This is a genomic window from Vibrio sp. 2-Bac 85 (assembly GCF_037546705.1).
In the GTDB taxonomy this organism is placed as follows: Bacteria; Pseudomonadota; Gammaproteobacteria; order Enterobacterales; family Psychromonadaceae; genus Psychromonas.
On the sequence record NZ_JALAAB010000001.1, the window covers coordinates 490,677 to 516,118 of the forward strand.

General features: G+C 38.7%; 21 protein-coding genes and 1 pseudogene. 11 read left to right on the plus strand and 11 right to left on the minus strand.

The features are described 5' to 3' along the window. Positions 1–9: 9 nt before the first annotated feature. Entirely contained in the window at positions 10–1,320 is a 1,311-nt protein-coding gene (locus MT390_RS02100) for a TolC family protein (RefSeq protein WP_169727657.1), read from the minus strand. Positions 1,321–1,488: 168 nt separating this feature from the next. Next, positions 1,489–1,812 carry a hypothetical protein gene (locus MT390_RS02105; protein WP_156916114.1) on the minus strand — a complete coding sequence of 108 codons (324 nt, stop codon included), beginning with the start codon at positions 1,810–1,812 and terminating at the stop codon, positions 1,489–1,491. 707 nt (positions 1,813–2,519) lie between these two features. Here MT390_RS02105 and MT390_RS02110 point away from each other — a divergent pair. The 7 genes from MT390_RS02110 (at position 2,520) to MT390_RS02140 (ending at position 8,674) form a co-directional block, all read left to right on the plus strand. Then, complete coding sequence (locus tag MT390_RS02110; protein ID WP_028868911.1) at positions 2,520–5,057, plus strand: heavy metal translocating P-type ATPase; 2,538 nt, start codon at positions 2,520–2,522, stop codon at positions 5,055–5,057. A 9-nt stretch (positions 5,058–5,066) separates the two neighbouring features. Beyond that, on the plus strand, positions 5,067–5,435 hold the full coding sequence (locus MT390_RS02115) for a cupredoxin domain-containing protein (RefSeq protein ID WP_028868912.1): 369 nt from the start codon (positions 5,067–5,069) through the stop codon (positions 5,433–5,435). A gap of 203 nt (positions 5,436–5,638) precedes the next feature. Next, complete coding sequence (locus MT390_RS02120) at positions 5,639–5,788, plus strand: DUF2933 domain-containing protein (protein WP_245600425.1); 150 nt, start codon at positions 5,639–5,641, stop codon at positions 5,786–5,788. 49 nt (positions 5,789–5,837) lie between these two features. Further along, entirely contained in the window at positions 5,838–6,206 is a 369-nt protein-coding gene (locus MT390_RS02125; protein WP_028868914.1) for a hypothetical protein, read from the plus strand. A gap of 235 nt (positions 6,207–6,441) precedes the next feature. Then, complete coding sequence (locus tag MT390_RS02130) at positions 6,442–7,023, plus strand: hypothetical protein (protein WP_499439326.1); 582 nt, start codon at positions 6,442–6,444, stop codon at positions 7,021–7,023. Positions 7,024–7,199: 176 nt separating this feature from the next. Continuing rightward, positions 7,200–7,835 (plus strand): hypothetical protein, encoded by a 636-nt coding sequence (locus MT390_RS02135; protein WP_499439328.1) that lies wholly within the window; start codon positions 7,200–7,202, stop codon positions 7,833–7,835. A 206-nt stretch (positions 7,836–8,041) separates the two neighbouring features. Continuing rightward, positions 8,042–8,674: a Fic/DOC family protein gene (locus MT390_RS02140; RefSeq protein ID WP_499439330.1), complete on the plus strand. Its 633-nt coding sequence runs from the start codon at positions 8,042–8,044 to the stop codon at positions 8,672–8,674. On the opposite strand, the gene MT390_RS02145 is transcribed toward MT390_RS02140, so the two are convergent. After that, positions 8,652–8,807, minus strand: coding sequence for a hypothetical protein (locus tag MT390_RS02145; RefSeq protein WP_499439331.1), 156 nt, complete (start codon positions 8,805–8,807; stop codon positions 8,652–8,654). The two genes, MT390_RS02140 and MT390_RS02145, sit on opposite strands and share 23 nt — an antisense overlap. A 74-nt stretch (positions 8,808–8,881) precedes the next feature. Between MT390_RS02145 and MT390_RS02150 the strand changes: the two genes are divergently transcribed. Further along, the gene (locus MT390_RS02150; protein ID WP_499439332.1) at positions 8,882–11,170 is read left to right on the plus strand and encodes a hypothetical protein; all 2,289 of its coding nucleotides are present in this window, start codon (positions 8,882–8,884) and stop codon (positions 11,168–11,170) included. Then, a complete protein-coding gene (locus MT390_RS02155) occupies positions 11,163–14,285 on the plus strand; it encodes a site-specific integrase (protein WP_499439334.1) in 3,123 nt (1,040 codons plus the stop codon). The genes MT390_RS02150 and MT390_RS02155 overlap by 8 nt, the downstream gene beginning before the upstream one ends. On the opposite strand, the gene MT390_RS02160 is transcribed toward MT390_RS02155, so the two are convergent. Both MT390_RS02160 and MT390_RS02165 read right to left on the minus strand, forming a co-directional pair. Next, positions 14,262–14,951, minus strand: coding sequence for an IS6 family transposase (locus MT390_RS02160; protein WP_499439336.1), 690 nt, complete (start codon positions 14,949–14,951; stop codon positions 14,262–14,264). The two genes, MT390_RS02155 and MT390_RS02160, sit on opposite strands and share 24 nt — an antisense overlap. A 195-nt stretch (positions 14,952–15,146) precedes the next feature. Then, positions 15,147–16,049 carry a helix-turn-helix domain-containing protein gene (locus MT390_RS02165; RefSeq protein ID WP_499439338.1) on the minus strand — a complete coding sequence of 301 codons (903 nt, stop codon included), beginning with the start codon at positions 16,047–16,049 and terminating at the stop codon, positions 15,147–15,149. Positions 16,050–16,403: 354 nt separating this feature from the next. On the opposite strand from MT390_RS02165, the gene MT390_RS02170 reads away from it, so the two are divergent. Next, complete coding sequence (locus MT390_RS02170) at positions 16,404–17,543, plus strand: carbohydrate porin (protein WP_499439340.1); 1,140 nt, start codon at positions 16,404–16,406, stop codon at positions 17,541–17,543. Positions 17,544–17,831: 288 nt separating this feature from the next. Continuing rightward, positions 17,832–18,578: pseudogene (locus MT390_RS02175) on the plus strand (IS5 family transposase). Positions 18,579–18,844: 266 nt separating this feature from the next. Here MT390_RS02175 and MT390_RS02180 read toward each other — a convergent pair. From MT390_RS02180 to MT390_RS02205, 6 genes are all read right to left on the minus strand, one after another. Next, positions 18,845–19,096: a SemiSWEET transporter gene (locus MT390_RS02180; protein WP_499439341.1), complete on the minus strand. Its 252-nt coding sequence runs from the start codon at positions 19,094–19,096 to the stop codon at positions 18,845–18,847. A 177-nt stretch (positions 19,097–19,273) separates the two neighbouring features. Continuing rightward, positions 19,274–19,423, minus strand: a complete 150-nt coding sequence (locus MT390_RS02185; protein ID WP_499439342.1) for a hypothetical protein — start codon at positions 19,421–19,423, stop codon at positions 19,274–19,276. A gap of 17 nt (positions 19,424–19,440) precedes the next feature. Next, positions 19,441–20,871 (minus strand): pyruvate kinase, encoded by a 1,431-nt coding sequence (pyk, locus tag MT390_RS02190; RefSeq protein ID WP_499439344.1) that lies wholly within the window; start codon positions 20,869–20,871, stop codon positions 19,441–19,443. A 245-nt stretch (positions 20,872–21,116) separates the two neighbouring features. Then, positions 21,117–22,067: an aldo/keto reductase gene (locus MT390_RS02195; RefSeq protein ID WP_499439345.1), complete on the minus strand. Its 951-nt coding sequence runs from the start codon at positions 22,065–22,067 to the stop codon at positions 21,117–21,119. Between the two features lie 269 nt (positions 22,068–22,336). Then, complete coding sequence (gene gtfA / locus MT390_RS02200; protein ID WP_499439347.1) at positions 22,337–23,815, minus strand: sucrose phosphorylase; 1,479 nt, start codon at positions 23,813–23,815, stop codon at positions 22,337–22,339. A gap of 146 nt (positions 23,816–23,961) precedes the next feature. Next, positions 23,962–25,314, minus strand: coding sequence for an alpha-glucosidase/alpha-galactosidase (locus tag MT390_RS02205; protein ID WP_499439348.1), 1,353 nt, complete (start codon positions 25,312–25,314; stop codon positions 23,962–23,964). Positions 25,315–25,442: the final 128 nt, after the last annotated feature.

Genomic DNA, 25,442 nt, shown 5'->3' on the forward strand with positions numbered 1-25,442 from the left:
AATTTCCTATTAAAGAGCCTGAAAATAACGAATGTTAGAGAGACTTTTGAGTCCGTCGAAATACAACTGTTGATATTCTAAAGAGAGGTTCTGTTCATGGATGTAGGCATCAATAACCTCTTGGAAAGGACGAGTATTAGATTGGTAACTTTGCTCTAGCAGCTTGGTATGCAATTTTGCCTGTTTCAACAAACTGTCTTGATAACGGCTTATACGCTCTTCAAGTTGCTGGTAATTACTAATTTCAGCATTTAATAACGCATTAAGTCGGCGTAATAATAAGCGGTATTCAGCTTGTTTTTGCCCTTTATTATGTTGTGCTGAAATAAGCGTTTGATCTTGGCGTTTATCGGTAAACAGAGGAATATCCATCGACACAAAACCACTTAAAAGATCAGCTCTTCGAGCTCCCATGTCGGTTTCACTTAACCTATGCCCATAGCCCACTTCGACCTTAAAACTAGGCTTGTAGGCCTGCTCAGCAAACTCGATACTGTTATCTGCCACTAAAACACTTTGCGCTAACATTTTTGCTATTGGGTGCTGAGAAAGTAACCTGTAATGTTCATTATTGGTTGCATTAAGTGTATTGACATAAAATATTGTTTCAGACCATTTTGGAAGTTCTGTTGGCAGTGGTTGATAGGCGTATTCACCGATATACTCGCTTAACAAACTACGATAATTAAGCGATCTTTGACTTAATGCAGCAAGCTTTTCATCAAATTTATTGATCTCGATCTCTGCCAGCACCAAGTCTTCATTCTCTGCTAACCCTAAAGAATATTTAGATTCTAAATCTCGATAAAACCCTGAAAATAATCTTTTATTTTCTTTTACTATCTGTAACGATTTATCAATAAAAAGAATGTCAAACCAAAGCTCCCGCACGGTTTTTTTAACGTTTAACTGACGATCTAAACCTTGATAAACCGAAATTTCTGATTGTTGATTAAAACCTTTCTGAGTTAATTCAAGTTGTGAACCACGGCTAAATTGTTGTGAAAGCCCAAAGGTCAGTTGCGTCATTGCCTCTTGGTCTAATTTAAAACTATTGGTAGGCATGTTAGCTACACCTAGTTTTATCATGGGATCTGCGAGTGTTGAACCTGCAATACCTTGTGCAATCAAACTGGCTTGTTGTGCTTGATATATTGCTTGCGCAGGGTCAGATTTAATCGCTAACTGCTCTGCGTCATTGAGCGTGATCCCCTCTGCAAAAAGATTAAAACTAAGCAAAAACATCATGCTAAACAGGCTGTTAAACACCAACTTGACAGTAATATTTATAGCAGATAAAACAGACCGGGTGATTTTCATAATCACTTTCCTTTATTCGTACTCCTATAAATAACCAATGCAGTTTTTTAAAAAACAGCATTTAGTTTTTAATACAAGAGCGGGATAAAATAAATTAATTTTATTGATAGATAGCCATATAAAAAGCCTATAAATCAAATATTATTTAAGCTAAAACTAAATAGAAAATTAATTTAAAAGAGGTGGTCTATATAAAGATTCAGAAAAGTAATAAGGGGAACCGGTAATACTAGTTTTGTAAGAAAGTTGTGACAGAGGCTGATTAACAGTATTTTCATGCGATATAAAATAAAGCACAGTCACCATCGTCATAAAGTCACAATCACTTTGGCATTTCATAGTATGAGATCTTTCATTGCCACCGCAATCGATTTTACTCATTTCCATGCTTGATTCACTTAAGTCCATAGACATTTTGCAGTCAACCATCGAATCCGTTTTACTCTCGAATAGATGCACAAACGCCGCTGCTTTCTGAGTGAAAGTGAACATTGTTACCAGCATTAAAATTAAAGTAAAAAATCGTTTCATAGTTCCGTCTATCGTTAAGTGGACAAATATATACTAGCCTATTCCCTAGTGGTAACGTCAAGCTTTATATAGTACTTTTTTGGTACTCTTTTGTTTATAAATATTTTCCAGTGGTTTATTTATCAATTTCTAGTTACATTTTAAGACCATTTAATAATACAGGATAATAAACATTACGCGCCCAAAAACCTCTTCAGCATAGCGCTATCAAAAACCTAGACAGTGTTTAATCAACGTAATTAAAATAAATAACATCTTCATCAAGCCTATCTGAATGCTAACTTACCCCACAGCATCTTTCTAAAACATGACAACAACATTACAATTTTGTCATATTGTTAGTTTTTCAGATTAATAGCATATTATAAGGTCTGATTTACAATTTTTGACTTGGTTTTTAAGATAGAGAACAATGCTATACACCTGATATACCCGTTATCATTCAAGATGCAAAAATCAGCAAGTAGTGAGGTGAACAGGTTCTAGGCATAAAGGTGAAGATATAACGGGTTTCAGCCTAAAATAATAAATAAGCCTTAATTAAAGATGTAAATTATTTTTGAAAAATGGAGTTCACTAATTATTACAGGATCAGCTTGACCTTGCCTCAAGGGTAAGGATTAAGCTTCTTAATAAAGTCACTGTCCAAACTGAAATAAGGAGCAAGCATGTCTTTACCTACAAGTCTCAAACTGCCTATTTATGGTATGGCCTGCAAAGGTTGTGCAAGTAAATTACAAACAGAACTAAATGCAATAACAAAGGTGAATGCAAAGGTAGATTTTGCATCGGAAAGTGCAGAAATTGTCATTGAAGACAGTTCAGATTATGATGCAACATTAAAATCCGTTGTGATTTTAATTGAACAAAAAGGCTATAAAACGACTCCCCCCTCGCAACAGGATACAGTGAACAATAACCTTCCTGCACAGGAAAAATCATCAAAAGATAAGAGTCCTGCCTCCTCCCAAGTACAAACACAAGAGTTGCTTGTAGAAGGGGCAAGTTGTGCAAGTTGCGTCAATAAGATAGAAAAAGCATTAAATGACCTTCCTGATGTTCAACAAGCACAAATGAATTTTGCGCTACGAACCCTAACTGTCACTGGCGATGTTTCAGAAGATATAATTATAAAAACGGTTCAATCCGCAGGTTATAACGCTAAAAGTACAGATAATGCTAGCGATGAACAGCTACTTGATGAAAAAGAGGAAGCAGAACAAAAGTATTACCAGAAACTCATGACACAAATGAAATTTGGTTTAGGTTTAGGTGTGCCATTAATGGTATATGGCCTAATGGGTGGGCCTATGACAGTCAACTCAACCATGGATCGTGCAGTTTGGTTATTGATAGGCCTTGTTTGTGCCGCTGTTATGTATTTTGCAGGTAAACATTTTTATATCGGCGCATGGAGATCTTTTGTTAATCATAACGCGAATATGGATACGTTAATTGCCTTAGGAACTGGTACTGCATGGTTATATTCAATGGTTGTTGTTATCTACCCATTGGCGTTACCTGAGATGGCTCGACATGTCTACTTTGAAGCGACTGCAATGATCATCGGTTTAATTAATTTAGGATTAGCGCTTGAAGTTAAAGCGAGAGGCAGAACTAGCGAAGCGATACAACGATTGATTGGTTTACAGCCGAAAACGGCACGCGTTATTCGTGATGGCAAAGATATTGATATTAACATTGATCAAGTGTTATTAAATGATCTCGTACGCGTGCGCCCAGGTGAGCGCATTCCTGTTGATGGCAAAGTTGACGAAGGCAAAACAACCATTGACGAGTCGATGTTAACGGGCGAGCCTATGCCGGTAAAAAAATCAATAGGTGATGAAATCGTTGCCGGAACCATTAATAAAAGTGGATCTATTATTTTTCGGGCGACACGTGTTGGTAAAGATACAGCGCTCGCACAAATAATTAATATGGTCAAACGGGCGCAAAACTCTAAACCCCCGATAGGACGCTTAGCTGATATTATTTCCGCTTATTTTGTGCCAACCATTATGATTATTTCCATTACCAGTGCTTTAATCTGGTTAAACTTTGGCCCAGATCCAAGTGTTGCCTTTGCAGTAGTATCAGCAACTACAGTACTAATTATAGCCTGCCCATGTGCGTTAGGGCTTGCTACGCCTATGTCGGTAATGGTAGGTGTGGGAAAAGCAGCCGAAGTAGGTGTGCTTATTCGTAATGGTGAAGCATTGCAGAGTGCTTCAAAAATCACAGCTATGGTCTTGGACAAAACAGGCACTATAACCTTAGGTAAACCTAAAGTTACAGATGTTCACAGTGTTAATTCGATGGTAGATGATCAGATATTACAATTAGTGGCAAGTTTAGAAATTGCTTCTGAACATCCATTAGCACAAGCCATTGTGGAGTCGGCAAATGAAAAAGGGTTAAGCACAGATAAAGTCGAACATTTTAATGCCATTACTGGCCAAGGTGTAGAAGGTGTTGTGCTCGATAAACGCTTATTTTTTGGTAATTACAAACTAATGAGTGAGCAAGGTATTAATGTCAATAAAGAAAGCCTTGATATTAGCCAAAAAATGGCAAGCGAAGCTAAAACGCCGATGTTTTTTGCTATTGATGGTGAGCTAGCCGCGATTATCGCCGTTTCCGATCCGATCAAAGAAGATTCAATTTCTGCTATCAAGCGTTTACAAAAAAATGGTATTCGAGTGATCATGCTCACTGGTGATAATCAAGCAACGGCAAAAGCGGTGGCACAAAAAGTAGGTATTACAGAATTTTTTGCTGAAGTACTACCGGAAGAAAAATCACAGAAAGTAGCGGAATTACAAGCTCAAGGTGAAATAGTAGGAATGACTGGAGATGGCATTAATGATGCTCCAGCACTTGCCCTTGCAAATGTTGGTTTTGCAATTGGTACAGGAACTGATGTAGCGATAGAAAGCTCAGATATAACATTAATGCGAGGCTCGTTACATGGCCTTGCTGATGCAATCGCAGTGAGCAAAGCTACCTTAAGCAATATTAAACAAAATCTATTTGGTGCTTTTATTTATAACGTCGCGGGTGTTCCTTTTGCAGCGGGAATTTTATTCCCATTCTTTGGATTATTACTTAGCCCTGTTATTGCGGGTGCTGCAATGGCTCTTTCATCGTTAACGGTAGTGAGTAATGCAAATCGTTTACGTTTATTTAAAGCACAAGATCATTAGGAGAAAATTATGTTAATTATTAACTTTGTAGGCATCGTTTTAATTGCTTTCATTGTTTGGTGGTTTTGGCTTTACTCCCCAAATAATAAGCAAAAAAAATTAGCAAATAATATCGGTGATGAAGTAAATATAATGGTGCAGGACGGTGTTTATCAACCATCGAATATTATTCTAAAAGCTAACACACCGAGTGTTATTAAATTTATTCGTAAAGATCCAAGCCCATGTGCGGCTACGTTAATTTTCCCTGATTTTGAAATTAGTGATGAATTACCGTTAAACAAAACCACTGAAATTTCACTCCCCCCTATGGAAAAGGGCAAGTATGTATTTCACTGCTCAATGCAAATGTACAAGGGTTATCTAGTCGTTGAGTAATTGATATTGCAAATCTTAACTTTTAAAAAGTGCTGGGCAATTAAATGATATTGCAAATGTGAACTTTGAAAAAATGCTGGGCAATTAAATGATATTGCAAATGTGAACTTTGAAAAAATGCTGGCCAAATAAATATTGAGGTAAAAATTATGATAAATAATATTAAAGCACTCTTATTAACGCCTAAATCTTGGGTGGTTATAATGGCAATAGCAGGCGTAACTTACTATTTACTGACTAAACATAACCAGTATTTTTTCGAGTATTTACCTTTTTCGATTCTTTTATTATGCCCTTTAATGCATTTCTTTATGCATGGAAAGCATCACCATAATGATAAGGATCCTAAGTAGGCATATTTACATTATTTTCCAAATAAAAATCAAAAAAGAGGGGGTTAACATGAGTAATTTAGATCATCGAGCCGGCGTAACAGAAGTTAATTTAGTGCACAGAAAAATTCAATTAATAGGATTAACAGAACTAAATCGAACGAAAATTATAACTGAAATAGATGCAGCATTTGGCATTGATTCAGTCACAATTGATATTAAAGATGCCCTACTAGACATTGCTTATGACGCAACTCATATAAATTTAGATGCTATTGAACAGATAGTTATTAAGCATGGTGCAGATGTTTCTGATGGTTGGTGGGAGCTCTTGAAAGAAGGCTATTACAAATTTGTCGATGAAAATATAATGGAAAATGCAAAACATAAACCATTGAGTTGCCACCAAGCACCACCTAGAAGCAAGAAAAATAGGTAACTGTTTATTAAAAATTATCAGCTTGGAAGGCTTACCCCCTAGTTTTTGTTTTTAAGATAAAATATCCTAATAAAACAATAACTTCATTTAAAACATATAATTGAAGATAACTTTTGAGAAAATAATTAACACCATTTAACATCACAAAACACCTATTATTACGGTATTTTCTTTGTTTTTGGTCACAATAGATCGTATAGTATTTATACTAAAATGGCAATTTAAGTGGTGCTATATGGTCAAAATTCTAGGTGCGAACAAGAAGAAAAATCTAACTTTTGAGATTCATGAAGGTGCAACTATTGCATTTGAATTTTTCATCTCACTGGAAAAATTATTCAACATTGAAAAGCTTCCCACCTTATCGACTAAGTTTTTTTCTAAGTCAATGACGCTACATGCAATCGAAAATAACACTTCTATTCAAATAATGTCAGGCTTCGAACACTCCGCTTTTGATCTAACAAAAATTGATTATTCTTCTATTAATGTTCTGATTTATTCACCTGCACTACCAAAAAGTGAGATTACAGAAATGGCTTGGTCTGGTGTCATTGAAAAAATTTACTCGTCAATTGATATGAAATCACTTGGCCATTTTATGAATCAAAGCAATACAAAAATTCCAACCGATCTTATGAAAACACTTTATGGCTCAGGTCATTTATCCGAGCCTAAATTAGCAGAATTAACATCGATATGTCGTGGCACTATTGCTAACCAGAGAAGTACAATTAGAGAAGAAAATGAATGCAGTGAAAGCATCAACAAAGATGATATTTTAAAAGAAATGAGGAGAGAGCTACTTTATAAGTAAAACTTAAGATTTTAACTTATGAATAATCAGCCCCATAAATAGTTCGAAAAGGGATCGTATATGGTCCAAAAAATCAGGAAAATTCATTCGAAAATGGATTTGTTTTACCAAATTAAACTTTCAACTATATTCGCACTTCTAACTTAAAGTGTCTCTCGAAAAAATGAGGATTAACAATGACAGAACATGACATTAAACCAAGGCTTGAAAAAGAGAACATTGAAATACTTATTATGACTCTGTTTCCTAATTCATTTGAAAAGGACGCTTTATCTTGTATTTCACAAGAAGTAATGCGGTTAACTCATCTTCTATCTCCTGCTTTAAAAGTAAGTTTTGATGAAGATCTTTTACTCCAAGAAAAGTTAATAGAATATTCACAGTTTAAGCCCTGTACAAAAGAAACTTTATTCGCGCGATGCAAAGGTAGCTTAGAGATTAACTATTTACCTGCGATGCTAGCTGCTACCCCAGTCAGGGCTTCATATAACCTAGAGCAGTTTGATCAATACAAAGCATTAATGTTGTCTGTCGCGATTAAATTAATTTTTATGGGGAGTTCTCAGGGATTAATTAAGCGAGCTTGCGATGAAATAAGACTGTATGCAGAAGGACGAAGAGAAAACCTTGCCCCACACTTGCCTAGACTTAACAAAATGGATAATCGCAATTTAACATGCCTGATTAACGACTTTGAAGCTACACGAGATAATTTACATGATAGTAATTTATCCGCAAAGATCGCTAAAACAATTGGTACTCAATTAACTCATTATTACATCCCACTGAATAATTGTAATTTGGACCAGTAAGGAATGAAAAAAATAACGAATTACAAAGCCTGTTCATAATTGACTTACACAATTAAGTAGAGAATAGGTATTTCAAGATGACAGAACTTTTCGCGATCGTTTCTTCGCATAATTGGATAGGTTAGTTGTATTCAAAATTTAGGTTCAGGTATGTTTGACCGAATTTACTCGGCTTAGATTAACGACCCCTTCACTAGGTACCATAGATGACTAGAAAATATGAAGTGAATTCATCAGAAGGTGAGTTCCAAGTCGGATCTAACTCTAGGGTTCTTAAAAATTTACTCGGTATCAATACTGAAACTGAAATAAACGAAGTTGAGAGCCTTCTACTTGTTCAGCTATACCAGTATTTGTTTGATGACTCAAAGTCTCAATTAAACTCTTTAATGATTGCAGATATTACTGAATGGCATCGAAAATGGTTGGGTAATATCTATGAGTGGGCAGGTACAGTAAGAACGGTAAATATGAGAAAAGGAAACTTTGATTTTGCGGGCGCTAGGCAAATTCCTAGCCTATTAGATAACTTTGAAAAATCACTACTCAAGAAGTTCAATGATTTGCCGAATATGAGTGAAGAATCCATTATTCAATTTTTAGCAAAAACACATGTGGAGTTTATTTTGATCCATCCGTTTCGAGAAGGTAATGGTCGAATTGCACGATTGTTACTGGATGTGATTGCAGACAAGGCTGGCTTTTCACTTTTAAATTACGACCTTTGGGATGAAAATAAAATGTTTTATTTTAAAGCTATCCAAGCGGGTGTTGCAGGAGATTACCAACATATGGAAAGATTAATAGGTGATGTGCTTAAGCCAAAGTCACCCAGTTAAACTTACTTTCTTTATTTTTCAATTTTTTCTCGAGTACTCGAATAGACTCGCCCGTTTCAATTGCTGTAGAACTAGCAACGGTACGATATATTTGATTTTTTAACTCGATATTTTCTTTTTTACGCTTAATCATTTTTTATCCAAATTACGTTTTCAACAATATTAACACTTCTAACTAAAAAGATACCATAAGAATGAGGATTATCAATGACAGAAGATGATGTTAAAGCACGGTTTGAAAAAGAGAATATTGAAATATTCTTTATGACGCTATTTCCTGCTTCATTCGAAAAAGATGCCTTATCTTGTATTTCATATGAAGTTATACGACTAACTCAGCTTCTATCTCCTGCTTTAAAAATTAGTTTTGATGAAGATATTCTACTGCAAGAAAAGCTAAGGGAATATTCGTCATGTACACCTTGCACAAAAAAAGAATTATTAAGTCGATGTAAAGGATGGCTGGAGACTCATTATTTACCGGCAATGTTAGCTTCTGAGCCTGTCAGAGCGTCTTATAACATAGAACAATTTGATCAATACAAAGCCCTAATGCTTTCTGTCGCGATTAAGCTAATTTTTATGGGAAGTACCCAGGGGCTAATTAAGCGAGCTTGCGATGAAATAAGGCTATATGCTCGCGGGAGCAGAGAAAACCTTGCCCCACACTTGCCTAGACTTAACAAAGTGGGTAATCGTTATCTACCAGATCTGATTATTGATTTTGAAGCGGCACGAGGAAGTTTACCTAACAGTGACTTATCGGAAAAACTCACTAAAGCAATCGATGCACAATTGGCTCATTACCATACCCCTTTAAGCAATTGTTCTGAAGATAAGCAGGGTATAGAAAAAAACGGAAAACCTCGAGAATTCACCAGCCGACATGCAATGCTTGAAATGACGTATGAAGATGCTGAATTAGAGGGCGAAAACAACATCGAGGTTAAAGTATTTTCAAGTCAGAAAAAGGTGACTGAAAAATGGGAAAAAGAAGAAAACCTAGGTATCGATAAAAAGCTGGTTGTCGTCACTGTAAAAGAGCCAGCGACTCATCACTCACCCTCTCATTATGGTGCTCAGGCTGTACAAGCAAAGGCAATTTCAGATCATATCATCCAGAACAAAATATCCTCCTCCTGCAATATCAATCAAGCAACAGAGTTTGAGATACACCAACTATTAACTTATTGTGAAAATCACTATTACTCTTCAGCTGAAGAGCAAAAACCAGTTGTGAAATGCCTCATACTGATGCTGTGTTTAGGCAATAGCCACCAGCAAATTATTGACACAAAATTTACCCTCAAAAACGGAAATAGTACGCTTACCCGAAAGCATGCCATTCCATCTCAAAAGCAACGCCCTGAAGTTGCGCTTTATTTACCTGATGTCAGTAAGTATTTCGACATTACATTTCCACGCTATCTAAAAGATACAAAGCTTTTAAAGCAAGTCAGCAAGGAAGACCTTTCAGCTGTCTTGTCTCTTATTAATAAGCAACACCACACGCACTTAACATTAAATAAAATTAGCGGATTTTTAAGCCATCACCAAAAACAGGTAGGCGTTGATCCCGTATTAACACAACTAATATCAGATCCTGATGTACAAAAATTACCAGCCCTTTCATATACCCATATCGATATTGAAGCCCTGAGTAACGCCTTTAATAATTTTGTTGAATATCTTTATAAAATATCACCTACACTTTCTATTTCTCGTCCCACTATCTCAATGAAAAAGTTGCCAAAGATAAAAGGAGTGAGAGATAATAGGCAACTCGGCTCTGCTCTAGATGTGTCTGAAGATATCCTTTCTAGCTTAATGAATAAGTTAATTACACGTATCAATAAAAGTACATCAAACAAGAGCTACTGGTTTACAGCTGACCACCATGATTTGATCACATCATATACACAGATGGTTATGGGGTTATCTTCTGGTTATCGGCCAGTAACAGGATGGCTAGGTAAGAAATCTGATTTAAACCTTTTTTCTGGTGAATATTACATTGCAGATAAGGATTCGTTAGCGATAGGATCAGGCCGTATTGTTATTATTCCGCCACTGACAGTAAAAATAGTTGAACAATATTTAACATTCGTATCACAGGCCGCACGCTATTTTAAGAATACAAACCCTCAATTAAGTAAACGCTACCAAAAAATCTTAAACAGCCGAGAGCATCTATTTTTCTACCGCAATACCCAAGCCAGTGAAAAATTATTCGAAGAATCAACGCCAGAAACGATTATTCTACAATTTGATTACTTCCCACTACCGCCTAACTGGCATCGTCATCAATTAAGAACGCTTTTACATAAGAGCAAAGTTGCACCTGATTTAATGGATGCATGGATGGGTCACACAAGTATTAGCCAAACTGCTTTCTCACAATTTAGCAGCATTGGCATTGAAGACTTAAGAGAAATATCCCTCTTTATTGAAGACCTACTGCTTCGAATTGGAGTTCAGGAGGTAGCATATGTCTAAAGAGATTGGCGTTAAAGCGAGAAAGAAAAACAGAAATGATGAGATACGTCGTGTATTAGCAAAAGCCAGTAAAATCGTTGATGACTTCCTGCCTGTCGAGCGCCCACTTCGACAAGTTGAATTCCTGCCTCAATGGGAAAAAATGGAAGACATGCTTCGTAAAACATTTGGTGAGGCGCGTGACTTTAAACTCGCATTTAATCGCGCTGTTAATACTGTTGAGAAATATCGGAAAAAACATAATTGGCAAGTAAGCGCCCCCGCTTATTTATTTACCGCTAAACCTGAGAAGCAAACAAAAAATATAAACTGGGTACGCACAGCCTGGGTATTTGAACAAGAATACCGTGGTTGGTATGAGAATTTTATCACGCAGCCAGAAGCAGAAAAAACCGTTGAACAGCATTTTCAAGCATTAGTACTTTCTTTCATGTGCCACTCTGGTCATTGTAGTTATCCACTGATTATTGCATTTTCAAAACAACTCATATTACCTTTAACCATCGTTAATGCAGGTGGTCTGCCATTAGTTACATTAAGCTATAAAGCACCTGGTTTTAATACAAATGTTTACGATGAGGCCGGGAATAGCACAACACAAAGCCAGTGTTATCTGTCGCCTTTCACGTTAGGACTAATCAAACAATGGCAATCATTAGACATACAAAGCTGGAAGCCTCCTACATTTCACTGGGCCCTTTATAATCAACTCATATTAGGTATGGATAAGGATTTAGAATATTTCCCTGACACACTGAAAAAACTAAGTAAAGTGGCAAGCTATATTGTTGAGCGAACTGAGGGTGTTAACATTAATCAGGCACTATCAGAGTATATATCAGGGCGTACTAAGTCCTATTCTTTACCATTAGAAAACCTAGCAAGAATTGACACCAATTTAGTTGCTCAAGGAATATTTGAGCCAAGCGCCAATACAAGTGACACACCAGTCGAGGTATCTACTACTATTCATCATAATCAAAGCACAAATAGCGACCTATTTCATCGACTAAAAGTTGCCTTAAAAAAAGCATCATCAAAACAAAAACGTTCCAAGAAAACACTCAAAAAAGCACTATTAAGTATTACAGAGTTATCCCTTCCAATAGCACAAAAAGCAATATTAAATTGGTATATACATAAGCTAAGTACAACATGTGGGCCTAAAACAATTGCAAACTATCACTCACTATTAACGCGTCGCTGGCTGTTTGCATTTGAAGGCGAAAATGTCGAGGTCATGACCCACTGCCAAATAGCTCAGATATATACTGAAATAATTGAAAAGACGCCTAGAGAAAAAATTAAGCAAAGCCTCACAAAGCGTATTAGCGACTTGCATGGATTTTGCGTATCACAATTTGGATTTCCAGCTTTACTTGAACCTATTAACAATAATTCAGACCAATCTAACCATACCCGCGCAGGATTTGTTGACGAGGTGCTTTTCAAGGCTACCTTGCAAGAAATAGATAACTTGAACAACTTAAGTAATGACAATAAAGACACATTAAAATGCATTGCCATTCTCAGCTTCCGTTGCAACCTACGCATTGGTGAAATAAGAAAATTAACTCTCAATTTCATTGAAAAGTCAGAGATTGGCTGGATGCAAATTCGCAGTAATAAAATTGGTAACAATAAGAAACCAGCCTCCTTAAGAAAGGTGCCACTGTACCCATTGCTGACAGAGAGTGAAAATAAACTTGTTCGTGACTGTATTGCACGCAAGCGCATATTATCAATGGCGGATAATAATCTTGCTTTTACATTAGGCTCTGATATTTACACGCCTTTTGATGAACTCTATGTTTCAAGCACCATCTCCGGGATCTTGCGCCACCTATCACAACTAGATTTCTTGGTATTCCATCATCTAAGACATAGCTGCATCAGCCGTATACAGCTAATGGTTGAAGTTGATGATGCATATGCCCTACTCCCAAATGCCGTGCCTTACTCAAAAGAGCAAAGCCAAGCAATTACACAACTTATCTGCGGTCAATCATTACGTAATAAGTACTACGGCATTGCAAGCTTTGATGGTCATGCAACTCCTGTTACCTGCTTTAGTAATTACTTTCACTTTTGTGATTGGATAGTTGCCTACAAGCTATCTAAAACAACGTATAGCATCACACCACAAGAGAATCGAGCTTTTAGTTTAACAAGCCGTAGGCACTTCTCCAGTCTACAAGATACTCACTCAAATTCAGTACGAATAGATCATTGCTATGATGAATTGAATGTAAAACTAAAGATAGATAAGTTGGAGCCTAAGTTACTTGAAGCAACAAAATTTAAGGCGAAACAACAAGATGAGGCTCAAAACAAGCAAATAAGCATTATGCTCTGTTACGATATTCTCAAAAAAATAGAACAAGGTTATGCACCTGAACTCTTAGCAATTGAATTTAATATCAACATTAAGATGATTAATCGCTGGATAGCCAACGCTAAGCATATTCAAACTATAAAAACGAAAAGAAATAACCCCGCACCCCGGCACTCCAGTCCTTCATCATTGCTTCAAGGAAAACCACCGAGCAGTAAAGAACTCGCTTTTCTAGATAAGATAATCATCAACATGCGTACTAAATTTAAAGAAAATAATAAAGAAAACAAAAATAAAGAGCGCATTATCAATATGCTAGAGTACGCATTACGAAACCAATGTAGAAATCAGTCTGGCATTAGTTTCAATTGGCCTGAAGACTTAGAGTACTTTTTAAACGCGTTTGAAAATATCATCCCTAAGAGTTACTGGCGAGCGATCACTTATACCATCGAGCAAAGTGCAATTCTTGATGAATGGGAAGTGGTTTATAGAAATATTAAAACTAAGAAAGGGAAGCGAGCAACGAAGACGGGAGCAACGGGCAGAGGTCACGTACGTTTAGAGCTTATTCATCCTGATGAGGCATCAATTAAAACAATTCATAAAGAAAACCGAGTTAAAAAACTAAAAGAGTATGAACAAGAAATAGCATTAGATACCTTAGCGATAAAGAAAGTAAATATTCCAAAACCAATAAAAAAATACTCATCAAACAGCCTCAGTTTGTTAATTCATATGATGGGAATAATGATGTTAAATCCACTTTCCAAAGCCTAAAAAATATAACTTAAATAACGAGATGAAAATAAAATACCAATACTTCTGTTTTACAAGTCGAAACAAGTTGTTTACTACTCCATGGCAACTCAAAAAACGTTGTGCTTGTCCATGGGATTTAAACCTCCGCATTTGCCTTTCCTGTTGCCGAGTAGGCTGATGTGATAACTCACATCCATTGTTTTCATACTGCACTGTTGAGTGCTCAGTACTTGGTATTAATTCTTTTTTTGCAGCGGAGTAACTTGCTAATTTATCCGTCACAATCTTCAACGGCATCACTCCCTGCCCTTTTAATAACCGCTTAAAGAAACGCATGGCAGCGCCTTTATCTTTGCGCTTTTGTACTAAAACATCTATTTCATCACCGTCTTGATCTACCGCTCGCCACAGATAATGTAATACCCCATTTATTTTAATAAAAACCTCATCTATATACCAAGTATCACCAAGTTGGCCACGCTTCTTTTTGATCTGGTTACAATAGATATTTCCGTATTTCTTGCACCACTGGCGGATCGTTTCATAACTGACAATGATACCTCTAGCTGCGAGTAATTCTTCAATGTCACGAAAACTCAATGTGAAACGATGATAAAGCCAAACGGCATGGCTGATGATTTGGGCAGGATAACGATAACCTGCATAGAGATTTGAATTTTTCATCAGCAGATTATCGCACAATTGATATAGGTGTTGTTAAGTTGACAGTACCGTTCGGCATCATGTTAATACCGCACCATCATGTAACCAATGAAACCGATGAATCTACATCCTCCGGTTTACCATCCTAAATTTAGTCAGCTGTAACATATTGAAAGAATATCAATAAGAAAAACGATAGTTATTGATATGATACCGTCATATATGATTGTTCTGGCTTTGCTCTCTAAACTCCTGTGGAGTAATATCTGTATGTTTTTTAAAAGCTGCAAAAAATGAGCTTGGATGTTTAAAACCGCTATTTGTGGCTATATTCTTGATAGGGTTTCGGGTATTGCCCAGCAACACTTTAGCGTGGTTGATACGCATAATAATCAAATACTGTTTTATCGAAACACTAAGCATATTTTTGAATAAACTCATAGCGTATTTAGGGTGAAGTTTTACATAAGCAGCAATATCGTCAACTTTAATATCCGTGTTGTGATTATTAGCAATATAATCAAGCATTAACTGGACATTTTTATAACCAGTATAATTGGCCTTATGTAAAGTAACATCACGTAAAAAGCTAAACATTTCAACTTGATAATCATAGAAACATAGACGTCGCAACATTAAAAATATTTCATCCTGCACGATGCCGATTCGGGTTTCATCATTTTCTTGGTAACACTTTAACCAGCGATTACTTTCGTCAATACTGACAATACCTTCGGTGCCGGACTGAATGACGCCTCCATGCATGACCTGTTGTACAAACCTCTCTGGTAAGACCCTGCTTAAGAACATGTTTAAAGGTATATTAATGATTTCCATAAGCGCATCTTCACTTACTTTGTTGACCCGGTGGGGGGCCACCGCCCAAAACAACACCATCTCTCCAGCTTTTATTTGAATGTTGCCATTATTAAATATGTATTCGACAGTCCCTTTATAGATCACATTAACTTCTATTTGCTGGTGCCAATGATATTTGTTCATGTAAAAGGGCTTACGCGATTCAAAGCTTAATTCAGTTTCACCATCTAGCGGGGGTCCATTGTGATCATTAGTCGTCAGGTTGTTGTTTTCCGACTTGAGAGTTGGTTCGTCATTCATCTATCACCTCTTATTTATGTACTGAAAAGTAAGATTTCGTGATCTTGGTTTTGTAATCAGCTACTGCCGAAACGGTGCTTTTAAATCAATAATATTTTTAATCTTAGCTTCTTACAAGAATTTTACGTGTTTTATTAATGAAAAATGGTGGCTGGGAATGAAAAAACACAAACAATTTACAGTTAAAAGGTAAGGTTTGGTGATCTGTGGTTTGAACTCGGTTTGATTACTATTTCAGAGTTGGTTAACTTGAACCTGTCCTTGTCATATCTTTAAGTAAAAGGTAAAAATATTGCCTGTTCATAATATGGCAGCAAAGGGAATTTGCATCTAAAAAAATACAATGGAGTATATATGAAATTTAATGGTATTGGTAAATTAAGCCTAACAGCACTACTTGTTTCGTCAGCAATATCTGCAAACGCAGGTATCGTTTCTATTGACGGTGAACGTGGTAAATTTTCGATTGATGGTGATGTGGAATTCGACATTAACTATCAAAATCATAAATCAGATGACATTGCTGATGCCGAGAATGATTTCCAACTTGATCAAACAGGCCGAATCCTGTTTGACTTTAAGGGGGAACGGACGATTAATGGTTACACCTTTAAGTCAAAGGTATCACCCGGTTATGGTGCTGATGGTGGCCTGTTTGTCGACGATGTCTGGTTTGCTATTGCAAGTAATGAAGGTGGTGAGTTTAAAATCGGTCACTTTGAAGCCTACGATCTTTTCCCGGCGGGTCAGGATACTTTCCTTGATCACTATGCAGATTCCGGAGACGGTGTGGTTTCAGATTCCCAGCCGTACATGTATAGAGCGAAGGAGGCTCGGGGCCGCGGTGATAACGGACAGCTGATGTACAGTCACTCGTTTGATAACTTGTATGTGGAAGTTGCAGTAAAAATCGGTGATGGTACAGATATTTTCGACGACGGACAATATCATGGTAAAAATGTGCAATCAGGAAATGATGTCTTTATTGTGCGTCCGGTTGTTGCCTACCAGGCTGGTAACTTTAAGGTTGCTGCAGGACTCGAGAAAAACCTTGTGAGTGATTCCGCAGTGATAACCGTTAATGGTAAGCAGGTCGATATTCTTGACCGCACCGGCTATGGCGTGACAGGTAACTATTCTGATGGTGACTTCTATGTTAATTTGAGTTATTCAGCAATGGATGCGGTTGATGAAGAGAACGTCACTTATGGTATCAGTGCTGGTTATGCCGGATTCGGTCTTGGTTATATTGCAGCTGAAAATGAAATTTCTGCTATTGAAACTGGCGGAACCTTTGTTGGAGATGTAGAAGTTAGCAGTATTTATGCTTCTTATAAGTTCAGCAATGTGTTCGATGTGGAAGACTTTTCAATATATGTCGGCGGATATCAGTCTACGGCTAAAGAGAAAAACGTAACGATGGGAGTAGGTCAGTACAATGTGGACGGTGAAGACGATAAGGGGCTGCGTATGCGCTTGAAGTACTTTTTCTAAAGTATTCAATATAAGAATTATCACTTTATTTTCGGAGCCTTACGGGCTCCGTTTTTGTTTGCCCAGCAAAGCTGGCAAACCCGCTCACTTGCAAAAAAGTGAGATCACCCCGACTGAGGGGGAAGATAGTCCGAATGGCAAGGGCGTCACTGGCCAACGGTAGGGTCAGAAGGGTCGGATAGGCGACACCTATTGCTAGGGCGTGTTGATTTTTCAGGTATGATTTTTGTACAGCATGGTGGCCATGTATAATGGTTTCGCCAAAAATCAACATACAAGAACACCACCATGCTAAGAACAATGTTAACAGATAAACGCTGGAAAACGCTATTACGAATCATGCTTCAAACAGGTCGAGTTTATGATAAACCTGAGCATCGAAACACTGTCGAAGGGATACTGTACCGAATGAGAACCGGTATCCCTTGGCGTGATCTTCCGTCTGAATTTGGTGACTGGAACACGGTATTCAAACGTTTCCTTTTATGGTCAAGAAAAGGAATATTGCATATTATTTTCAATGAGTTAGCTAAAATCTAAAATTCAGATTGGCTATTCATTGATGGCAGTATAGTTAAAGCTCATCAACACGGAGCAGGAACTGTTTCTGACTCCGATGAATGCATTGGTAAAAGCCGAGGCGGTAACTCAACTAAAATTCATCTTGCAGTAAATGATTATGGGTTACCAGTTCATTTTGAAATTTCTGCTGGGCAGGTCAATGACATTGTCCATGCAGAGAGCCTGGTTGATAATTCTACTAACACAGAATTTGTCGTGGCTGACAAGGCCTATGATAGTCAGAAACTCAGAGAAAGTATCCAGAGTAAGGGGCACCCCTATAGAAAAACAAGTAAAAGAAGTAGCAAAGGTATGGATTGATGCCTCTACAAATATGGGCACCTTGTTGAGAACGCCTTTGGTCGAATTAAAGATTACAAATAAATATCAACAAGATATGACAAATTAGCACAAAATTATTCCAGCATGGTTGCCCTGAGTTTCATTATTATGTGGTTACCAATGTATGCTTAAATATTATTTGTACAGCAAAGATCAACACGCCCTAGGGCTGATTTTATAAGATATGAGGAACTGCTTAAAAGAACTAACAGTGATCTCTTGCTACCATTCCACTACTGTTATATTCCTTTGTATATGGTGGAATGCTCTAATAAAGTTTTGCATCAATGGCAAAAAAAACATCAGCACCACCGACAGGCACCTGCAGAGCTTGAGGATTCGAATAAACAAAAAAACTAAAGTCAGCTACCGGCACCGGGTAATATTTACTGTTCTGCTTAGGATTTCAATTTCAATATTAAAATCATTCCCGACAGAATAAAAGTAACAAGGTTTGCAAGTAGTAGTGGAATATCATTATTCATTACTCCATAAGCAAGCCAGCAAAATACACCAAAAACAAAAGAGAAATACATGCCCAAAGATATAGAACTAGTATCTTTTGTTTTAAGAATATAGAGAACTTGCGGGATGAATGACAATGTAGTGCAAAGCGCTGCGATATATCCTAACAAATCAACATTTAACATATTTATCTCCTCAAAATGGCATTATGTTAATACCATGCGCAACTTTTAAACATTAATAACATGCTCAAGTTTCAATGGTTTATTTTTAAATAAGGTAATAGCAAACATATCCAGTGAATGGGCTAATATCTTACGACTTAACCGACCAGATAAAGTCAATATTTTTCTTGGCCATACCTAATTCATGTTAACTGTCCTGTTAACTGACCTAAAAACGAGCAGATAAATAACTTTTATCTCCAGCAAAAATTTCTGGGTTTGCTTTTCCACTAACTCCCAAACAGCCAGCCGGATATTTGTACCACCACGACCAAAAGCAAATAACATTTTTCTCTCCTAAAAAATTAAATATTAATGATTTTGCAGGTATTGGTTGAGCCTGCATAATGATCTTCACCGTGAGTGATTAACACCAGATCGCCTTCTTTTAGATAACCAGCATCTTTTAATACAGCAATGGCATTGCGGGTAAAGACAGCATTATTGGTGGTAGTTGAATTAAAATTAATCGGTGTTACACCGCGGTATAAGGCACAGTAGTTTAAGGTTTGCTTATTGCTGGAAAGTGCAAAAATAGGTAAACCTGAGCTTAAACGTGACATTAATAACGGCGTGGTACCGGAAGCAGTCATGGCAATAATCGCTTTAATACCAATGGTATGGTTAGCGGCAAACATTGCGGTCATTGCTAGCGCTTCAGTAGGATCGGCAAACATATTACCCATACGGTTTTTAGAAATATTAATGCTCGGGTGTTTTTCCGCGCCCAGGCACACTTCACTCATCGCCTTGACGGTTTCCACAGGATAAGCCCCCGCGGCGGTTTCACCCGAGAGCATCACCGCATCGGTGCCGTCTAATACCGCATTGGCCACATCCATCACTTCCGCACGTGTCGGCATCGGCGCGCTGACCATAGATTCCATCATCTGTGTTGCCGTAATAACCACACGGTTTAAACGCCGCGCTGTACGAATCATGTTCTTTTGTACACCAACCAAACGTGCATCACCAATTTCCACACCCAAGTCACCTCGGGCAACCATTACCACATCAGAAGCAAGAATAATATCTTCCAATGCTTCCTGAGTTTGCACGGCTTCAGCGCGCTCTACTTTAGCGACGATTTTAGCATTACAACCCGCTTCTTTTGCCAGACGACGTGCATAGTGGATATCTTCACCATTACGCGGGAATGACACAGCCAGATAATCACAACCGATTTCAGCAGCGGTGACAATATCTTTTTTATCTTTCGGGGTTAAGGCTGCAGCTGATAAACCACCGCCTTTTTTGTTAATGCCTTTGTTATTAGATAAAGCACCGCCAATGGATACCGTGGTGTGTACCTGGTTGCCGATAACTTTTTCAACGACCAACTGCACACGGCCATCATCAAGTAATAACACATCACCTGACTTGACTTCCTGCGGCAGGGTTTTGTAATCAAGACCGACGGCTTGCTGATCGCCCTGACCCTTTTCAATATCACTGTCTAATATAAATTTGTCGCCGACTGCTAATTGGATTTTGCCATCTTTAAAGGTAGACACACGAATTTTAGGGCCCTGCAGATCACCCATAATAGCCACTTCTTTACCTAAGCGGGCGGCAATTTCCCGTACGTCGTTGGCACGTTTTATATGATCAGCAGGTTCGCCATGGGAAAAGTTCATACGCACCATATCGGCGCCGGCTGCGATGATTTTTTCTAAATTATTGTCTCTGTCGGTAGCCGGACCTAATGTGGTTACGATTTTAGTACGTCTTGTCATTGTAGATTCCTTCATTTAAATATAAATATTTTTTGGTAATATTACATTCAAGTGTTAGCTAACACTTGAATGTAATTGCTGTTAACGGCATACAGGGCCAGGAGTGTCAAAAGTTTTGGCTTGGACTTTCATCAGTACGCCACTTTACAACAGCGAGAACATGACGTTCCACAGACGCTCAACGCCAGAGTGCAGCACGCGCCGATCTAGCCTAGCTGTCGCCATCTGTTTCATAAACCCAACCATTATTCGATGATATTTTTAATCAGGGAAAGCTCCTCGCCTGAAAAATGTAGATTTTTTATTGATGATACGTTTTCCATAAGTTGTTTAGGTGAACTGGACCCAATGAGAACTGAGGTAACCCTTGGATCATTTAAAAGCCAGGCTAAAGACATTTGAGCCAATGTTTGCCCTCTTTGCTTTGCAATACTCTCCAATTTTTTTATTTTTGGTAAATAATCAAAAACCTGTTCTTTATTAAGGTAAGACTTTTTATTTCCAGCTCTGGAGTTATCAGGTATGCCGTTCACATATTTTTCAGTGAGCAATCCCTGCGCCAAAGGTGAAAATGCGATCATCCCCACCCCATTGTGATCAAGTAAATCGAGTAATCCACCTTCCACTGTGCGATCAAACATTGAGTATCTGGATTGATTGATTAAGCAGGGAGTACCCAGCTCTTTGAAGATAGAGAGGGCCTCACGGGTTTGCTCTGCGTTATAGTTAGAAATACCGACATACAAGGCCTTTCCCTGTCTCACCAGCATATCCAGAGTTGAAATAGTTTCCTCAATGGGGGTGTCAAGATCTGGACAATGGTGGTAATAGAGATCGACATATTCCAAGTTCATACGCTTCAAAGATTGTTCCAGGCTAGAAACAAGGTACTTGCGCGATCCTCCTACGCCATAGGGTCCCGGCCACATGTCATAGCCTGCTTTTGTGGAAACAAATATTTCATCACGATACGACTGTAAATCTAAACTAAGAATACGTCCCAAAGCCTCTTCAGCAGAACCGTAAGGTGGTCCATAGTTATTAGCCAGATCAAAATGCGTTATTCCCAGATCAAATGCCGTTCTCAAAATGTTCCTAGCATTCCCGAAACTATCGAACTGCCCAAAGTTATGCCACAGACCAAGCGAAAATGCGGGAAGTAAAACACCACTATCTCCACATCTGCGATAAGGCATTGTGTCGTACCTATTGGACTTTGCTGTATATAAATCGAATGGTGCCAAATCATTAATCTTCATCTGATGTTGAACGGGAAACCCAGAGCTTACAAGCCGAGGAGCTGTCGCAGCATATTCCCGCTTCTCCTTATATTGAGTTATCCATGGCTAAATTCACAAATCGTAGGAAAATGAACTTCCCATGATTTGTGACCGCCGATTCATTAAATAAGTAAAGACGCCAGCAACTTCGCATTGATTAAATAAACTCGCGTACCCACTATTGTTTAAATCTCACCTCGTGCCAAAGAGAGCAGATCATAGAGCTCTGTTCCATCACGCTCCATCAGGGTAATCGCGCCCAGTTGTGCAGCTAGGTCCAACTCAAGATGCGCCTCGGATGAGGCGTTTTTCCAGCTTAATGTAAGCTTGCCAACAGCTCCCTCAACCGAAAAACCACCATCAAAAGCAGATGAACTATTACGCAGCTCAATGAGTTTACACAGCCCTTTTACAACCGGCTTCTGCAGCTGAGTCTCAACAACTTCAGGCGACAAATAAGGACGGTTGATATCTCTTCCCACATAAGTGCGCTCGAGCAGCTCCATATCGTTATGCATGGCAAGTAGACCGCCGTAATATACCTGCGGTACACCCGGACTGAAAAACTGTATGGCCCGGGCAAAGATATATTGAAGATCATCACCGGCTAACGCATCATAATATGTACAGTTAACCTGATATAAATCAACATTACTTGCTGCTGCGCCGGTTGCTTTTCGGCTTTCTCCCTGGCTGTTATCATGGATTTTCTCAACCAGCTCGTCTATCTCCTGAGCATTAAGCAGCCCGGGTTTATCACCTTGTGGTCCGGCATCGATAATGCCGATACCATCGTGGGTATCAAGCACCGTCAGACAGTTTCTTGGCGCAATTTCAAGCCATGCTGCCAAGGCATCTACATTCTGCTTAAACAAGCTGTGCAGAATAAGTGGCGGTAATGCGAAGTCATAGACACGGTTTACCTTCTTAGCTACATCTACTTGTGTTTTGTAGTAGCTGTGTATCTCTGCGATAGTCTCCATTCCGAGCTCATTGGCACGTTTCGATAACTTGTCGATAAAGGCAAAAGCTTCATCAGTCATAAAACAGCTTGTTCCCGCACGTTTTATCGCATAACCGGCCGCATCCAGGCGAATAATTTTGACACCGTTTTCGGCAAACAAGGTTAACACTTTTTCAAGATAGGCTTCCCCTGCCGGTGACTCAACGTTGATATCGATCTGGTTGTCGGTAAAAGTTGTCCAGAAGTTAACTTGCTCTCCTGATTTCAGTTTTTTGGGGCTGAAACAACTACCCGGTCTTGGACGATAAATCTGCTTTGCCTGCTCTGCAGTTATGCCGTCTGGAAAAATATCCTGCTCTTTTAAAAACATCGACCAGTATTCTGAGTCCTGCCCCTTTTCCAATACATCCAAAAATTCAGGCGACTGCGCAGATGCATGATTAACGATCAGATCCGCCATTATCTCAACCTGTTTACCCAAGGACTTTAAATTTTTCCACTGTCCAAGTCTGGGATCGACTTCGGCATGATCAATGGGATCAAACCCCGCGTCGCTACCGTCGATTGGCGAAAAGAAAGGTAAAATATGTACGCCTGAAAACAACCCCGATAGTGGACGTTGCAACGTGAAGGCAAGGTCATCAAGCCCTCCAGCTGTCAGCCTGTCTGCGTAAGTGATTAACTGCACTTGGTTTTTCATAAAATTTCCTGTATAGAAATTGATTTCTACTTAATTAAAATTCTCAATTAATAATAAGCAACTGATATTGAAGCCTTTTAGCTGTTTGCTTAATAACAGTTCAAGGGTCGAAACGAAATTCGACCCAAAACAAGCAGTAGGTGGGTTTACTTGGCTTGTAAGAATTCAGGCATAAAATTACCGTGCGCGGCAATTAGTTCATCACACATAGCCCAAATCTGGTCAAGATCTAACTCTGCAGCAGTGTGGGGGTCGAGCATAGCGGCATGGTAAACGTGCTCTCGTTCTTGCTTGGCAAATGCTTCTACCACCAACTCCTGCACGTTGACATTGGTGCGCATTAGCGCGGCAAGGTGAGCCGGTAACTCGCCAATTTTAACTGGATTAATCCCAGTATTGTCGACCAGACAGGGTACTTCCACAGCACATTGACTCGGTAGGTTATCAATCAGTCCCGAATTCTCCACGTTACCGTAAATCACCGAAAGTTCGCCTGTCCACATTGAGTTCATAATCTTGCTGGCATACTCCTTGGACTGTTTGACTTCAATGACCTGAGCATCACGATACGCTTGCGCTTCGTTCTTCCAGTTAGCCATCTGCTCTACACAGCGAATCGGGTACTCATCAAGTGGAATTGAAAACTTCTCAAGCAGATCCTCACGTCCCTCTTTAATAAACCAAGGTGTGTATTCAGCGAAATGCTCGGAAGACTCCGTAACAAAGTAACCCAAGCGTTTCATCATTTCATAACGAACCTTATTCAAACAGCGTGGGTTTTCCGGGTTGGGTTTAGGAAAGCGGCCATCAGCATACCCAGCCATCAAAGTTGGATAAAGTGATTGGTAATCGCCGTTTTCATCTTTGACTTCTAATGATAGGTAGAACGTCATGTGGTTGATACCGGCTGCTTTATAGCGCACGCTCTCAGGATCTATGTCCAGATCATGGGCTAGCTCATGTACGGTGCCCTGCACTGAGTGACACAGGCCGACATATTTGATATCAGGACACAAACGAGTCATTGCCCGGCTAATCATTGCCATCGGATTAACATAGTTCAGCATGGTTGCATCAGGACAGACTTCTCGCATGTCCGCGGCAATATCTAAGAACACCGGGATAGAACGCAATCCGCGCATAATACCGCCAATACCAAGAGTGTCAGCAATGGTTTGCCGTAACCCGTAAGATTTTGGAATTTCGAAATCAATCACAGTTGATGGCTCATAGCCTCCCACTTGGAACATAGTCACGACAAAGTCAGAATCCTTAAGTGCGCTACGACGATCGGTTGTTGCCGTAATCGAAGGCGTAGCCCCCAAGCTTTGTGCAAGTTTATTTACCACTAAATTCGATTCATCTAGACGTGTTTGGTTAATATCAAATAGAGAAATCGAGCACGATTTGAATGCAGGAAGATGCAAAACATCACCGAGGATATTTTTAGCAAAGACCGTGCTGCCAGCACCGATGATACAGATTTTAGGTTGTTTCATAATTAGATTCCTTGAGGTTTAAGCAGCAATTTTAAATGTCGCTTAAATTAGTTTTTGGATATATTGAGAGGTTGAATTCTCAAGCATTTACTGGCTGGCCCCTCTTCGATGGCCTCACCATGTCTCAT